Source organism: Nocardia pseudobrasiliensis NBRC 108224 (genome assembly GCF_001613105.1).
Classification (GTDB): Bacteria; Actinomycetota; Actinomycetes; order Mycobacteriales; family Mycobacteriaceae; genus Nocardia; species Nocardia pseudobrasiliensis.
This window is the reverse complement of sequence record NZ_BDBS01000022.1, coordinates 42,341-56,193: the sequence shown is the minus strand read 5'-3', so window position 1 is coordinate 56,193 and position 13,853 is coordinate 42,341. Positions and strand designations below refer to the sequence as shown.

13 protein-coding genes and 2 tRNA genes are annotated in these 13,853 nt (G+C 68.0%); 5 read left to right on the top strand and 10 right to left on the bottom strand.

Annotation, left to right across the window (positions count from 1 at the left end):
- Positions 1–15: 15 nt before the first annotated feature.
- A complete protein-coding gene (locus NP4_RS17795; RefSeq protein WP_067999101.1) occupies positions 16–1,065 on the bottom strand; it encodes an NAD(P)/FAD-dependent oxidoreductase in 1,050 nt (349 codons plus the stop codon).
- An 80-nt stretch (positions 1,066–1,145) separates the two neighbouring features.
- Between NP4_RS17795 and NP4_RS17790 the strand changes: the two genes are divergently transcribed.
- Both NP4_RS17790 and NP4_RS17785 read left to right on the top strand, forming a co-directional pair.
- On the top strand, positions 1,146–1,730 hold the full coding sequence (locus NP4_RS17790; protein WP_067999099.1) for a helix-turn-helix domain-containing protein: 585 nt from the start codon (positions 1,146–1,148) through the stop codon (positions 1,728–1,730).
- A gap of 66 nt (positions 1,731–1,796) precedes the next feature.
- Positions 1,797–3,770 (top strand): glycosyltransferase family 39 protein, encoded by a 1,974-nt coding sequence (locus NP4_RS17785; RefSeq protein ID WP_082875968.1) that lies wholly within the window; start codon positions 1,797–1,799, stop codon positions 3,768–3,770.
- On the opposite strand, the gene NP4_RS17780 is transcribed toward NP4_RS17785, so the two are convergent.
- Positions 3,771–3,846: transfer RNA gene (locus NP4_RS17780), tRNA-Gly, on the bottom strand. It abuts the gene before it with no gap.
- A gap of 173 nt (positions 3,847–4,019) precedes the next feature.
- Between NP4_RS17780 and NP4_RS17775 the strand changes: the two genes are divergently transcribed.
- Entirely contained in the window at positions 4,020–5,999 is a 1,980-nt protein-coding gene (locus NP4_RS17775; protein ID WP_067999097.1) for an ArnT family glycosyltransferase, read from the top strand.
- Here NP4_RS17775 and NP4_RS17770 read toward each other — a convergent pair.
- The 6 genes from NP4_RS17770 to NP4_RS17745 form a co-directional block, all read right to left on the bottom strand.
- Positions 5,972–6,997 carry an LLM class flavin-dependent oxidoreductase gene (locus NP4_RS17770; RefSeq protein WP_067999095.1) on the bottom strand — a complete coding sequence of 342 codons (1,026 nt, stop codon included), beginning with the start codon at positions 6,995–6,997 and terminating at the stop codon, positions 5,972–5,974. The two genes, NP4_RS17775 and NP4_RS17770, sit on opposite strands and share 28 nt — an antisense overlap.
- 616 nt (positions 6,998–7,613) lie before the next feature.
- Complete coding sequence (locus NP4_RS17765; RefSeq protein WP_067999092.1) at positions 7,614–8,051, bottom strand: nuclear transport factor 2 family protein; 438 nt, start codon at positions 8,049–8,051, stop codon at positions 7,614–7,616.
- Between the two features lie 21 nt (positions 8,052–8,072).
- Positions 8,073–9,443, bottom strand: a complete 1,371-nt coding sequence (locus NP4_RS17760; RefSeq protein WP_067999091.1) for a dihydrolipoyl dehydrogenase family protein — start codon at positions 9,441–9,443, stop codon at positions 8,073–8,075.
- A 101-nt stretch (positions 9,444–9,544) separates the two neighbouring features.
- Positions 9,545–10,957 (bottom strand): DHA2 family efflux MFS transporter permease subunit, encoded by a 1,413-nt coding sequence (locus NP4_RS17755; RefSeq protein WP_067999089.1) that lies wholly within the window; start codon positions 10,955–10,957, stop codon positions 9,545–9,547.
- 69 nt (positions 10,958–11,026) lie between these two features.
- Positions 11,027–11,698 carry an SGNH/GDSL hydrolase family protein gene (locus NP4_RS17750; protein WP_067999087.1) on the bottom strand — a complete coding sequence of 224 codons (672 nt, stop codon included), beginning with the start codon at positions 11,696–11,698 and terminating at the stop codon, positions 11,027–11,029.
- Positions 11,699–11,746: 48 nt separating this feature from the next.
- Positions 11,747–12,592, bottom strand: a complete 846-nt coding sequence (locus NP4_RS17745) for an SCO6745 family protein (protein WP_067999086.1) — start codon at positions 12,590–12,592, stop codon at positions 11,747–11,749.
- A gap of 72 nt (positions 12,593–12,664) precedes the next feature.
- Here NP4_RS17745 and NP4_RS17740 point away from each other — a divergent pair, with 72 nt between their 5' ends.
- Positions 12,665–13,084 carry a MarR family winged helix-turn-helix transcriptional regulator gene (locus tag NP4_RS17740; protein ID WP_067999084.1) on the top strand — a complete coding sequence of 140 codons (420 nt, stop codon included), beginning with the start codon at positions 12,665–12,667 and terminating at the stop codon, positions 13,082–13,084.
- Between the two features lie 7 nt (positions 13,085–13,091).
- Here NP4_RS17740 and NP4_RS40985 read toward each other — a convergent pair whose 3' ends face one another.
- A complete protein-coding gene (locus NP4_RS40985) occupies positions 13,092–13,247 on the bottom strand; it encodes a hypothetical protein (RefSeq protein ID WP_156524920.1) in 156 nt (51 codons plus the stop codon).
- Between the two features lie 121 nt (positions 13,248–13,368).
- Between NP4_RS40985 and NP4_RS41655 the strand changes: the two genes are divergently transcribed.
- Positions 13,369–13,521: a hypothetical protein gene (locus tag NP4_RS41655; RefSeq protein WP_169813758.1), complete on the top strand. Its 153-nt coding sequence runs from the start codon at positions 13,369–13,371 to the stop codon at positions 13,519–13,521.
- Positions 13,522–13,747: 226 nt separating this feature from the next.
- On the opposite strand, the gene NP4_RS17735 is transcribed toward NP4_RS41655, so the two are convergent.
- Positions 13,748–13,821 (bottom strand) — tRNA-Arg (locus NP4_RS17735).
- Between the last annotated feature and the right edge of the window lie 32 nt (positions 13,822–13,853).

Here is a 13,853-nt window from a genome sequence, read left to right as displayed (position 1 = left end):
TGCCGCCCATCAGCGTTACCTGTGTGCACCTCCCGAAACCGAGATTTCCTCGAGACCGTGCCCCCGCACCCCGATCACCCGCTCGCTGACCCGCGCCTCGAGGTCGGCCGAGAAGTCCACGCGCCGGGCCTCGACCGCCGCCCGAACCTCCTCCGCCACCAGATCGGCGTTGATCTGCGCGCCCGCGGCCGCACCCGCCGCGGCGCTCGCACCCACCTGCGCGGACGGATCGGTGACATTTCCGGCGGCCCAGACGCCGGGCACATCGGTGCGGCCGGTCGCATCCACGACGACGAATTCGCCCACGCCGCTGGAATGTTCGGTCGCGGTCAGGCCCAGATCGGCCAGGAAGGCGGCGCGGGCGACCATGCGGGGCGGGACGGTGAGCGCGTCGACCCCCACGATCGAACCGTCGGCCAGGCGGACACCGGTCAGCCGATCATCCTGCACGACAAGCGATTCGACGTCGCCCTCGACCACTCGAATACCCCGCGCGGTCAGCTGTTCGGCCTGCTCCGCGGTGAGGGGAGTGTTCCGCGCGAAGTAGACGATATCGCCGCTGAGCTGCCGGAACAGTTGTGCCACATGGACTGTCGTCGGACCGCTGCCGAGGATGCCGATGATCCGGTCGCGGACCTCCCAGCCGTGGCAGTACGGACAGTGCAGCACATCGCGCCCCCAGCGCTCGCGTAGGCCGTCGATCGACGGCAACTCGTCGACCAGGCCGCTGGTCACCAGCAGCCGTCGCGCCCGCACCGATCGGCCGTCGGCCAGCCGCACGGTGAAGCCGGTCTCCTCGCGCCTCGCGGCGACCACCTCACCGTCCACCACCCGGCCGCCGTAGGAAACGACCTCGGCCCGCCCTCGCGCGAGCAGTTCGCCCGGCGGCATACCGTCCCGGGCCAGCAGCCCGTGCACACCCTCGGCCGGGGCATTGCGCGGTGTCCCCGCATCGATCACCAGCACCGAGCGGCGCATCCGCGCCAGCATCATCGCACCGCTCAGCCCGGCCGCACCCCCGCCGATCACCACCACGTCGACGTCGTTGTTCCATTCATCGGTCATCACAACCACCTCCTGGCACGACCATGCCGCCGAACTGGTCGGATCGGCAAGCAATGTTGCCGAAGTGGCAAACTGGGGTCATGGGCGATATCGATCGGGCACTCGATGCGGTCGGACCCCGGCTGCGCGAGCTGCGCCATACGCGCCGGACCACACTGGCCGAACTGTCGGCGGCCACCGGCATCTCGGTGAGTACGCTGTCGCGGCTCGAATCGGGCGCGCGCCGGCCGACGCTGGAACAACTGCTGCCGCTGGCCCGCGCGCACGGTGTCACGCTCGACGAACTGGTGGACGCTCCCGAGACCGGTGATCCGCGCGTACATCTGCGCCCGGTCACCCGCATGGGCATGACCATGGTGCCGCTGACCCGGCGGGCCGGTGGCATCCAAGCGTTCAAAATGGTGATCGGGCCGCACGACCGCAGCCGCGAACCGGATCCGCGCACCCACGAGGGCTACGAATGGCTCTACGTTCTCAACGGCCGGTTGCGCGTGGTCCTTGGCGACCACGATTTCGTGATGACGCCCGGCGAGGCGGCCGAATTCGACACCCGCGTACCGCACTGGTTCGGCGCGGCCGACGAGGAGCCGGTCGAATTCCTGAGCCTGTTCGGCAAACAGGGTGAACGCGCTCACCTGCGGGCCGCGCCCAAATCCCAGCGCTGATCGCTCCCAGCAAACGCACAGCCGGACCACAGGACGCGCCCACACGACCCCGGCACGCTGGGCGGGGTGACCTCAACGCTGTCCGAAACCGTCGTCGAGTCGGTCCCGCCGCGCGGTCGGCGTGATCACCGCGCGTGGTCGGTGGCCGTGCTGCTGATCGCGACCGCTGCGCTGTATCTGTGGGATCTGGGCGCGAGCGGCTGGGCCAACCAGTTCTACGCCGCGGCGGTCCAGGCGGGCTCCACCAGTTGGAAGGCGATGCTGTTCGGTTCCAGTGACGCGGCCAACGCGATCACCGTGGACAAGACGCCCGGCGCGCTGTGGGTGATGGATATCTCCGCGCGCCTGTTCGGCTTCAACTCCTGGAGTCTGCTGGTACCGCAGGCGCTCGAGGGCGTCGCGGCCGTCGGCGTGCTGTACGCGGCCGTGCGACGGGTGAGCGGGCACGGGGCCGGGCTGCTCGCCGGGGCGGTGCTGGCGCTGACTCCGGTGGCGGCGTTGATGTTTCGATTCGACAATCCCGACGCGCTGCTGGTTCTGCTGCTGACCGTGGCCGCCTACTGCGTGGTGCGCGCGATCGAACCCGGGGCCTCGGCGTGGTGGTTGCCGCTGGCCGGAGTGGCGGTCGGATTCGGATTCCTGGCGAAGATGATGCAGGCGTTTCTGGTGCTGCCCGCCTTCGCGGTGGTGTATCTGCTTGCCGCGCACGGATCCTGGGTCACGCGATTGCTGCGCTCACTGAGCGCGGTGCTGGCCGTGGTCGTCTCGGCGGGCTGGTATCTGGCGCTGGTCGCGCTGTGGCCCGCCGATTCGCGACCGTACATCGGCGGTTCGCAGCACAACAGCATTCTCGAATTGGCTCTGGGCTACAACGGATTCGGTCGCATCACGGGTAATGAGACGGGCGGGCTGGGCAATACCGATTTCGACGCGGGCTGGAGCCGGCTGTTCGGCGATCAGATGGGCGGTCAGATCGCCTGGCTCCTTCCGGCCGCGGTGGTTCTGGGCGTGGCGGGGCTGTGGGTGGTGCGCCGCGCCCCGCGCACCGACACGGTCCGGGCATCGCTGCTGCTGTGGCTGGTCTGGTTGATGACCACCGGGGTGGTGTTCAGTTTCGCCGGCGGCATTCTGCACCCGTACTACACCGTCGCCCTCGCGCCCGCGATCGCCGGTCCGATCGGTATCGGCGCGGCCCTGATGTGGCGGCGGCGCAACGATATTCGCGCGGCCACGGTGCTGACGGGATCGTTGGCGCTCACCGTGGTCCTGGCGTGGATACTGCTGCGACGCACGCCGGAGTGGCTACCGTGGTTGGCTCCACTGATCGCGATCGCCGGGACGGTGGTGGCGGTCGCGCTGCTCGTCAACGGCCGCCTGCCCCGCCGAATTGCCACGGTGGCCGCGGCCGCGGCCATTGTCGTCGGCCTGGCCGGACCCACCGCGTATTCCCTTGCGACCGTGACGACCTCGCACGCCGGGGCGATCCCCACCGCCGGGCCCGCGGGTGCCGGGTGGGGTCACTTCCGTGGTGGGATGCAGCGCGGTGGATGGAATCGCCAGCAGGGCCGAGGCGGTAACCCGTTCGGCGGCAACGCGATTCCGGGCCAGGGTAATGCGAACGCGGACGGCGGGGGTCCGAGCCGAATCGGGATGGGTGGGCCGCCGATGGGCGGGATGTTCGGTTCCTCGAAGGTGAGCGCGAATGTCGTCGCGGCGTTGGAGGATGGTGCCGGGCAGTACACGTGGGTCGCGGCGACGGTGGGGTCGAACGGTGCGGCGAACTATCAGTTGGCCACTCGGGAGCCGGTGATGGCTGTCGGAGGGTACAACGGGACCGATCCGTCGCCCACCCTGGAACAATTCGAATCCCTTGTGGCGCAACACAAGATCCACTATTTCATCGACGGCGGAGTCATGATGGGCGGCAGGCGGGGCGCGAATTCGGGCGGCAGCGATGCGGCCGAGCAGATCGCCGCCTGGGTGAAATCGAAGTTCGAGGCCCGGACGCTCGATGGAGTGATCGTCTACGACCTGGGGTGATGGAGCGGATGACGGGATTCGAACCCGCGACCCTCACCTTGGCAAGGTGATGCGCTACCAACTGCGCTACATCCGCATTTCCGCCGTTCGGCGGCGAGAAGAAACAATAGCCGATGGCCGCCGAAAACCGCGAATCGCCTGGTCGGCCGGGGTGCGAGTGCATATCCGGCCGCACAGCAACCCCACAGCGAGCATTCACGCTCGACGCAGCCCCCCTCTCGACCATGGTGGGGACGAGAGGAATCGGATATGACGACCATCGAAGCGCCCGCGTCGCGGACCGCGCCCGCACCGCCGTCGCCTACGCGTCCGGGCTGGCATCGACTACTGTTCGGCGGACCCGAGCAGCCGCGCTGGGCCAGGCCCGCGCTGTGGGTCCTGCTGCTGGCGACCGCGGTGGCCTACCTACAGGGATTGAGCCGAAATGGTTGGGCCAACGAGTATTACGCGGCCGCCGCGCAGGCGGGCACGCAGAGCTGGAAGGCGCTGCTGTTCGGATCGCTGGATTCCGGCAACGCCATCACCGTCGACAAACCACCGGCCTCGCTGTGGGTGATGGGCCTGTCGGGTCGGCTGTTCGGCTTCGATTCGTGGGCGATGCTGCTGCCCGAGGCGTTGATGGGGGTGGCGTCGGTGGCCCTGGTCTACGCCGCGGTACGGCGCTGGAACGGCCCGGCGGCGGGATTGCTCGCCGGTAGCCTGTTGGCGCTCACGCCCGTGGCCGCGTTGATGTTCCGCTTCAACAATCCGGACGCGCTGCTGGTCCTGCTGATGGTGGTCGCCGCGTACTGCACCGTGCGGGCGACCGAGTGCGGCAGCGGCCGATGGCTCGCGCTGGCCGGGGTGGCGATCGGATTCGGCTTCCTCGCAAAGATGTTGCAGGCGTTTCTCGTTCTCCCCGCGTTCGGATCGGTCTTCCTGATCGCCGCGCCGATCGGAGTGCGGCAGCGCATCCTGCGATTGCTGGGCGCGTGCCTGGCGGTCGTGGTCTCGGCGGGCTGGTTCCTCGCACTGGTCGCGTTGTGGCCCAGCGCCTCCCGGCCCTATATCGGCGGGTCGACCGATAACAGCCTGCTGCAGTTGGCGCTCGGCTACAACGGCCTCGGCCGCGTACTCGGCGGCGACGGAAATCACAGCGGCGGCGGCGCTTTCGGCGGAGACACCGGCCTCACCCGCATATTCGGCGAGACGATGGGCACCGAGATCTCCTGGCTGGTCCCCGCCGCCCTGATCGGTCTGACGGCCGGACTGTGGTTCACCCGGCGCGCCCCGCGCACCGCCCGCACCCGCGCGAGCCTGATTCTGTGGGGCGGTTGGCTGCTCGTCACCGGTGTGGTCTTCAGCTATATGCAGGGCACCATGCACCCGTACTACACGGTCGCGCTCGCACCCGCCATCGCCGCGGGGACCGCCGTCGCGATCGTCGAATCGTGGCGTGGCCGTGCCCATCTCGCGTCCCGAGCGGTACTGGGCGTCATGCTGGCGGCCACCGGCATCTGGAACTTCGTCCTGCTCGACCGAACTCCCGACTGGTATCCGGCCCTGCGCTGGATCGTGCTCATCGGGGCCATCGCGACAGCGGCCGTCCTGATCGTCGGCGCTCACCAACTGGGCCGCCTGACAGCGACCGTCGCGGCCGCCGCACTCCTGTCCGGCATCGCGGGCGCCACCGCCTACACGGTCGACACCCTGGTCACCGCCCACAACGGTTCGATCCCGACCTCGGGACCCCGAACCGACCGTGGCATGGGTGGATTCGGCGCACCGGGCGCTACCGGGTCACCGAATTCCGCTGCCGCGCCGGGCTCGGTGGACACCGGATCCTCTGGCGGCCGGCAACTCTCGACCGGGCAGGGCTCCTCCGCCGCGACACGCGGCGGCCGAGGCGTGAGTGACAATGCGGAACTTCGGAAACTGCTCGAGGAGACCGACAATCGCTGGGCCGCCGCGGCCGTCGGGTCGCAATCGGTGTCGGGACTCGAATTGTCCACCGGTGCATCCATCATGGCGATCGGCGGCTTCACCGGCGGCGATGACTCGCCGACGCTGGCGCAGTTCCAGAGCTATGTCGCCGACGGTGATGTGCACTACTTCATTGCCAGCGGCGGCGGTGGTTTCGGGCGTGATTCCGGAACGGGTGCGCGGATCGCCGCGTGGGTGCAGTCGAATTTCCGGGCGCTGACCGTCGGCGACGCGACGGTCTACGACCTGACCCAGCCGGTGGGCTGAGGGGCCAGGGCCACCAAATGCGCGAGGCGCTCGTGCGATTCGAGGCGCGCGGTGCGGTCGTAGGTGCTGGTGTGCACGAGGATCTCGTCGGCCGCGGTGCGGGCGAGGAGATCCTCGAGCGCCTCGGCGACCGTGTCCTCGGTGCCGTGAATATGGCCGCGCAGGGCGTCGTCGAAGAATTCGCGCTCTCGCGCGGACATGCGTTCGGGGTGAATATCGTCCGGCGGCAACAGAACCGGGAACTCGCCTCGGGTGCGCGAGGCGGCGGCCGCCCACGCCTCGGGGAGCAGCAGTCGCCGGGCCAGCTCCTCGGTATCGGCGATGAGCACCGTCGAGGACACCATCACATACGGACGCGCACCCCAGGGCGTCGGCCGAAACTGCGCGCGGTAGCGCTCGATCGCCTCCACCATCGCGTCTCGTCCGCGCACGGCGGCGATGACCAGCGGCAGCCCGAATCGCGCGGCCCGTTCGGCCGCACCGGAACTGGTCGCGAGCAGGTACGCCGGAATGCGCAAACCCTCGGTGGGCCAGGCATGGACGCCCGCCCGCCCGCGGGTGAGATAGTCGAGCAACTCCGCCAGCCGCGCGTCGAAATCGTCGGCATCGTCACGATCGTGACCGAGCGCGCGCCGCACGCCGCCGGTGAACCCGACCGAGCGTCCCAGACCCATATCGATCCGCCCAGGGAACAGCGATTCCAGTACCCCGAACTGCTCGGCCACCACCAGCGGCTGATGATTGGGCAGCATCACCCCGCCCGTGCCCACCCGGATCCGCGAGGTGGCCGCGGCCACCCCGGCGGCCAGGACGGTCGGGGCGGATCCGGCCACTCCCGGCACACTGTGATGCTCCGAGACCCAGAACCGGTGGTATCCCCACTCCTCGGCCAGACGCGCGAACTCCACGGTCTCGCGCAGCGCCGAGGGATGATCCTGGCCCGCCCGCACCCGGGACCGATCCAGAATCGAGAACCGAACCGTGTTCGACGAAGTCATGTCTGGATCAACGCCGAGGGTCCCCGGCCATTCCGCCGGCGCGCCCACCTGCGGAAACTGACATAAACTTTCGTTCGTTAGTACACGATACGCGTCCACCGGCGGAATCATTAAGGATTGTTAAACGCTTATGCTGCGACTGCCCCTTGTTCTCGTGATGTGCGCGGGAGGAAGATGCAGGTGGATGTATCTGCGGCAGTGCGGGGAGGCAGGGCCGTCAAGCATCTGGCAATAAGTTTCACAGGCAACCTGCGCCCGGGGACGCGCAATGGCAACGGGAGGGCCAATGGTCGTGCTGTCCGCCGTGATCTCTGTGCTGCTCATCGCAGCTGTAAGCGTGGCGTGCTGGTGGTTGGTACACACCGAGGAGTACGCCGACGATCTCGATCTACCACACCGCGTGTGTGCTCGATGTCTGCTGGACGGCATCGATCGACCGATTGTGGAGGATCTTTCCGCACGGCTCACCTGCTGTGCACACCACTCCATGCCGCCGGAACCACCGGCGGCAGAACCGGAACCAGTCGAATCCACGCCCACCACACCGGTACGGGACGAAGTGCCCGCGGTGTGGTCCTGGCACCCAGCGCAGTAGCGCCGATCGGATTCCGCCCGGCTATCCGGCGGACGCGGCGAGGAAAAGGTAACTCTTCTCCTCGACGCGCTGTCTGATGCGCCAACATCCGTCGACGCGGACCAGGGTGTCGTGGTACCAGAGGCCGCCCAGCATGAGGGTTGGGCGGCCATCCTGGCCCGCGACGACCATGGGGTTGTGGCATATGGTGCGGGCCGAGGCGGTATCGCCGTCGACGGTGATCGACGAATTGCTCACCAGGTGTTGGAAGGCGAGGAAATTCGGCATCACCGTCGCGAGGAACCGCTTGGTCGAGTCGAGGTCGCCCGCGGGGCCGCCCATTGCCGTGTAGTCGATATGGGCGTCGGCGGTGAAGATCTCGTCGAGCAGCTCCCACTGCCGGGTGTCGACCGCGTATGAGTATCGGACCGTCAGATCCTCGATCTCGAGTCGGTCCGAAATCTCCTGCAGGGACAGCATCTTCGCCTCCGGATCGGATTGTCAGCGCAGTTCGGCGAGGGTGGCCTCGATCGCGCGGTGGAAGGTCGGGTAGGCGTAGATCATCTCGCGCAGGGTGGCCGTCGGCACCTCGGCGTGCACGGCGACGGCCAGTGCGCTGAGCACCTCGCCGCCGACCGGGCCCATCGAGGTGGCGCCCACCAGCACGCCCCGCTCGGCGTCCTCGACCAGTTTGATCAGTCCGGCGTTGCCCGCCTTGTGAATCCAGCCGCGCGTGGAGGCGGTCAGGTCGGTGACGGCGGTGCGCACGGTGAGGCCGGCGGCCCGGGCCTGCTCCTCGGTCATGCCGACCGCGCCGATCTCCGGTTCGGTGAAGGTCACCCGCGGCACCGCGTGATAGCGCGCGGGTTCTGTTGCGGCGCCGAGGATATCGGCGGCGGCGATGCGCGCCTGATACATCGACATATGAGTGAACGCGCCCCGCCCGGTCACATCGCCGATCGCCCATACGCCCTCGGCGGCGCGCAGATACTCGTCGACCTCGATGCCGTGCGCGTGCTCGTCGAGGCCGACCGCGCCGATACCCAAGGCCGACAGATCCATTCGCCGTCCGGTTGCCACCAGCAGGCCCTGCGCCCGCAGCGGCTCGCCCTCGCTCAGGTGCAGGGTGAACTGCTCGCCGTCGTGCTCGACCCGGGTCGTGTCGACGCCGGAGCGGATCGTGATGCCCTCGCTGTCAAAAACTTTCGCCAACAGCTCGGCCGCCTCGGGCTCCTCCTTGGGCACGATCCGGCTGCGCACCACGACGGTGACCTTCGCGCCGAACCGCGAGAAGACCTGCGCGAACTCCATTCCCACCGGTCCGCCGCCCAGCACGATCAACGATCGCGGCACCGAGGTCGTGGTGACGGCCTCGCGATTGGTCCAGTACGGGGTGCCGTCCAACCCGTCGATCGGCGGAACGGCGGGCGCGGTACCGGGATTCAGCACAATGGCGCGGGCGGCGTGGAAGATCCGATCGCCCTCAGCGGTCGCCACGGTGACCTCGCCCAGAGCCGAAATGCGGCCCCAGCCGCGCACGAAGCGGCCGCCCGCCTTCTCGAAGCGCTCGACCGCGGCCGCGTCGTTCCAGTTGTCGGTGGCCTCGTCGCGGATGCGCGTGGCCACCGGGCTCCAATCCGGTTGCACCCGAGCCGATCCCGCCAATGCGTCGACCCGGTGGGCCTCGGCCAGCGATTCGGCGGCGCGCACCATGATCTTGGTCGGCACGCAGGCGTAGTACGGACATTCGCCGCCGACCAGACGACCCTCGACCCCGACGACCGCCAGTCCCGCCCCGGCCAGCCGGGTGGCGACATCCTCGCCACCCGGTCCCATCCCGATCACCACGGCATCCACGGTCTCGATCGACATCAACGTGCTCCTGTTCCGGATCGGCGGCTCGACTCGTGTGGCCATGGTTGCACGCGCGCACGCTCGCCGAGGAGACGAACCCGGGTTCGGTCACGGTTCGGTCATTTCGTGCGGGCGCGCGGAGTGAGACCGACGGCGGTCACCGCGCTGACGGCCGCGACGGCCGTGACGAACCACCATCCGTGCCGGAACGCGATCAGCAGCCGCTCGGGTCGGTCGCCGAGCGAACCGAGCACGGCGACCAGCACCGCGACACCCAGCACGTAGCCGAGTTGGCGGGCGGTATTCACCACCGCGCTCCCGGTGGCCGACCGCTGCGGCGGCAGATCGATCGCGGCCGAGGCGATCATGCTGGGCAGCGCGAGCCCGATCCCGATGCCGGACAGCATCCACCCGGGCAGCACCTGGCTCGCGTAGTGCACGGGCGTGGCCGCACTCGTCACCACCAGCGCCACGCCGACGGCGAACAGTAGATTGCCCAGGGCCACAACGACTCCGACGGATATCCGCGCGAGCAACCGCTGCGCGACGACGGCGAAGATCGGCACCATGATCGGCCCCGGAACGATGGCCAGGCCGGTGCGGACGGTGTCGAAACCCGCCGCGTTCTCGAGCCACAGCGCGATGCTGAGAAACCACGCCCCGAACGCGGTGCAGAACAGCAGCACGGTGATATTGGCCCAGACGAAGGTCGGCACCCGGAACAGCTCGGGGGAGACCACCGGATCGGCGTGCCGCAGCATCCGCACCACGAACAGGATCAGGCCCAGGGCGGCGACTGCGAGCGCCGCGATCGTCGCCGCACTCGTCCACGACCATTCGCCGCTTTCGACCAGCCCGAGCGACAGCGCGCCGATCGCGACGACGAGCAGCCCCACACCGAGCAGATCGGGCATGCGCGCGCTGACCTCCTGGCGCAGATCCGGAACCATTCGCAGCGCCGCGATTCCGGCGATGACGCCGACCGGCAGATTGATCAGGAACACCCATCGCCACGACGCCTCGACCAGCGCGCCGCCGACGACCGGCCCGATCGCCGCGGCGAAGGAACTCGTTGTCGCCCAGATCTTCACCGCGCCGGGCACCCGAGCCGCGGGCAGGACGGTCAGCAGCAATCCCAGGCTCGCGGGCGTGAGGGTGGCCGCGCCGATCGCCTGCGATACCCGGCACCCGACCAGCACCCACAGCGACGGTGCGACCGCGCACAACAGACTCGCCAAGGTGAACACCCCCAGCCCCGCCAGGAATCCGGCCTTGCGCCCGAAGCGATCCGAGAACCGCCCCGCCGGAATCAGCAGGGCCGCATAGACGATCGCGTAACCATTGAGTACCCAGCTCAGATCCGCCAGCGACGATCCGCGATAACTCGCGCCGATGCTGGTGAATGCCACATTCACCACGAACACATCGAGCATGGCCATGAACGCGGCCGCGCACAGCACCCACACGATGGCCGTCGAACGATCCGGCAGCCGCGCCGCCGTCGAATCCCTCGTTGCCGCAACTCGATTCATAACAAGCCCCGTACCTCATCCGAACAGAACGTTCGAAGAATACGTGCGACCGTATGTAATTAGCAACAGTCAGTGCTGATTCGCCAGCAGATGCGCCAGCCGTTTGACGACCTCGGCCGCCAGCACCGCCTGGCCCGAGGTGGAGAAGTGAATCCGATCCGCGCTGAGCAGATTCGGTCGTTCGTTGATCGGATGGGCCCATGCGTCGATCACCACCGCGTCGTGGTCGCGCGCGATGCGCCGGGTGATGTCGTTCATCGTGACTATCCGCTCGTGCCAATCCGAAAAGTTCGGCACCGCATACGCTTTCCCGAGTGTGAAGGTCATCAGGCGCGCCCCGGTCCGTGCCGCCAGTGCGTACATGCGCCGCATCAGGGTCTCGACGGCCTCGAAATCGGGCCGCTGGCGCAGGATGTCGTTCGGTCCGCACGGTAGATGCAGCAGATCCGGTTCGAATTCGAGCATCCGATCGAATTGGCCGTCGAGGGTCGCGGCCGTGGTGGCGCCGGGCTCGGCGGTATTGAGGTATGTCAGGGCCGGATTCACCAGCTTCAGCACCGCGGCCACACGATCGGCCCATCCGCTGTTCGCGTAACCCGGTGTGGGATCGCCCATTCCAGCGGACAGGCTGTCGCCCACCACGCCGAACCGATGCCACGGCGCGTCGTACAACAGCGCCGCGGCATCGACGGTGGTCAGGCAGTAAGGGTCGGTCTGTTCGGTCAGTGCGGTGCTCGACATGAATCGAGAGTACGTACGACCGTATCTTTACTTCAAGTGCTGGCCGCCTTACATCTTGCCCGTGCGCAGGAACCCGGCGGAGGCGGCCAGTCCGGCACTATCGATCGCGCGCGCGGCCGGGGTGAGCGCCTCGAGCGCCGCCTCGATCCCCGGCACATCGCGATAGGCCGTCGCGGCCGCGGCGTCGGTGCGGGATTCGATATGTGTCCGCAAGGCGCGACCCGCGTCGGTGACCGCGCCGGACTCCTCGACCAATCCGCGCGTCGCCAATCGCGACAGCGCCGAATCCCATTCGGCGACACTCCAACCGCGGATCGAACGCCACATCTCCGGATCGGTGCCGGTATCGGCGGCGAAGAACGCCACGGCCTCGCAGCTGTCGAGTCCCTCGGTCAGCAGTGCGGCGATATGTCCGTCACCGCGATGTTCGCGCAGCGCGGTCACCGCCTGCCACAGCGCCTCGACCGGTTCCTCGGCGAGGGGAAGATCCCGATTGGCCGCGAACAGCGGCCGACCGCCGACGGGCGCGGCATGGACCGCCGCGGTGAGGGCGGGCAGCGCCCGCGTCGCGATCTCGTCGATGTCGGGCGTCAATTCGCGCAGCGCCGCCGCGGCCGACGTGCGGCGCGCATCCAGAATGGCCTCGGGCGCGGCGAAGGTCCACGCGGCGGGAACCGCGCGCCGAACCATATCCGGATGGAAGTTGTAGAACACGGCGTCCACGACATTCGGGCCCACCGCACCGAGCGGCGCGGCCCGCCCGCCGAAGTAACCCATCCAGAACCCCCGCAGGCCAACGGCTTTGAGAGCGGAAATGCATCCGGGTGCGAAGTAGGTGACCGAGTGCACCCGTTCGAGAACTCGCCAGATATCGCGGGCGAAAACGCTATTCATCAGATCGACAATACGGCTGGCCGCTCACCGAAGATTAATGTTAACCAGGTAAGACTCTGATAGCCTCGGGTTATGGATGAAGGACTCGGGGACTTGCTGCATCGCGTGGTGCAACTGCTCGGTGACGCGACTCGGCGGCGTGTGGACGGTTCCGGAGGGTTGACCTACAGCCAGATGCGGTTGCTGGGGACATTGGAGGAGATCGAGCCGGTGACCCAGCACGGCCTGGCGCAGGCGCTGGCGGTCTCCGATCCGGCGATCAGCCGGGCCCTGCGACCGCTGGAAGAGGCCGGGTTCGTGCGCGTCGATCCCGATCCCGAACACGGTCGGCGGCGACTGGTCAGCACCACCGAAGCGGGCCGTAACGCGTTCAGCACCACCGGCGCACCGCTCTACGACGAGCTTCGCACCGCCCTGCTCGCGGCCGGGTTCCCCTACGAGCGCTATCTGCACGACACCGCGGTGCTGGCCAAACTCCTCGAGCCGTCCTGAACTCTCCTCAGTGGGGTATGTCGCCCTCGTAGTCCATGTTCGCGGCCTGATCCTCGGTGGTCGCCTCCGGATCCTTTCTGGCCTCGGGACGATCGCGATCGCCGGGATGGGGATGCGCGACCTCTTCTCGTCGATCCTCCGGGTTGGCGCTGGTGTCCGGCATCGGCTGCTCCTCGAGATCTCGACTACGAATTCGGCGGTGGGATGCCCGATCGGCGCGGAGCGAAACAAGAGCGCCGTGCGTCTTCGGTTTGGCGGGCCCGGCACGGGGTCATTACTCGGACATGCTCACACTCATCGGCATCCTGCTGTTGATCTGGCTGGTCCTGGCCGTGCTCGGATTCGTCGTCAAGGGACTGTTCTGGTTGGCGATCATCGGTATCGTGCTGTTCCTGGGCACCGCGGCCTGGGGAGTTCTGTCGCGCAACAGGACGTGAGCGCCCAGCTGCAGGGCCACTCTGATTGAACAGCTTGCTACCGGGGTACATAGATGTTCGAGATATACCCGGGAACTCCATTCACCAGCTGTTCGACGACCTGCCACTGGAGGTCCGCTACCACAACACGCCGAGACATCCGTACTTCCGTACGGCGTTGCCATGACCGACGGTGACGCCGCGATTGCGGCTGTCACCAGCGGTGATGGGTTTCCCATCCGTGTAGCGCCCCCGGCAGGAATCGAACCTGCGACCTAGGGATTAGAAGGCCCTTGCTCTATCCAACTGAGCTACGGAGGCAAAGCAGGCACAACACACCATGCCGGGTTCTC

Bases quoted from the DNA above. Each gene is read 5' to 3' on its own strand.
- NP4_RS17745 (WP_067999086.1), bottom strand. From the start codon at position 12,592: ATGAATAGCGTTTTCGCCCGCGATATCTGGCGAGTTCTCGAACGGGTG.
- NP4_RS41655 (WP_169813758.1), top strand. From the start codon at position 13,369: ATGCTCACACTCATCGGCATCCTGCTGTTGATCTGGCTGGTCCTGGCC.
- NP4_RS17795 (WP_067999101.1), bottom strand. From the start codon at position 1,065: ATGACCGATGAATGGAACAACGACGTCGACGTGGTGGTGATCGGCGGG.
- NP4_RS17750 (WP_067999087.1), bottom strand. From the start codon at position 11,698: ATGTCGAGCACCGCACTGACCGAACAGACCGACCCTTACTGCCTGACC.
- NP4_RS17770 (WP_067999095.1), bottom strand. From the start codon at position 6,997: ATGACTTCGTCGAACACGGTTCGGTTCTCGATTCTGGATCGGTCCCGG.
- NP4_RS17740 (WP_067999084.1), top strand. From the start codon at position 12,665: ATGGATGAAGGACTCGGGGACTTGCTGCATCGCGTGGTGCAACTGCTC.
- NP4_RS17760 (WP_067999091.1), bottom strand. From the start codon at position 9,443: ATGTCGATCGAGACCGTGGATGCCGTGGTGATCGGGATGGGACCGGGT.
- NP4_RS17775 (WP_067999097.1), top strand. From the start codon at position 4,020: ATGACGACCATCGAAGCGCCCGCGTCGCGGACCGCGCCCGCACCGCCG.
- NP4_RS17765 (WP_067999092.1), bottom strand. From the start codon at position 8,051: ATGCTGTCCCTGCAGGAGATTTCGGACCGACTCGAGATCGAGGATCTG.
- NP4_RS17755 (WP_067999089.1), bottom strand. From the start codon at position 10,957: ATGAATCGAGTTGCGGCAACGAGGGATTCGACGGCGGCGCGGCTGCCG.
- NP4_RS40985 (WP_156524920.1), bottom strand. From the start codon at position 13,247: ATGCCGGACACCAGCGCCAACCCGGAGGATCGACGAGAAGAGGTCGCG.
- NP4_RS17790 (WP_067999099.1), top strand. From the start codon at position 1,146: ATGGGCGATATCGATCGGGCACTCGATGCGGTCGGACCCCGGCTGCGC.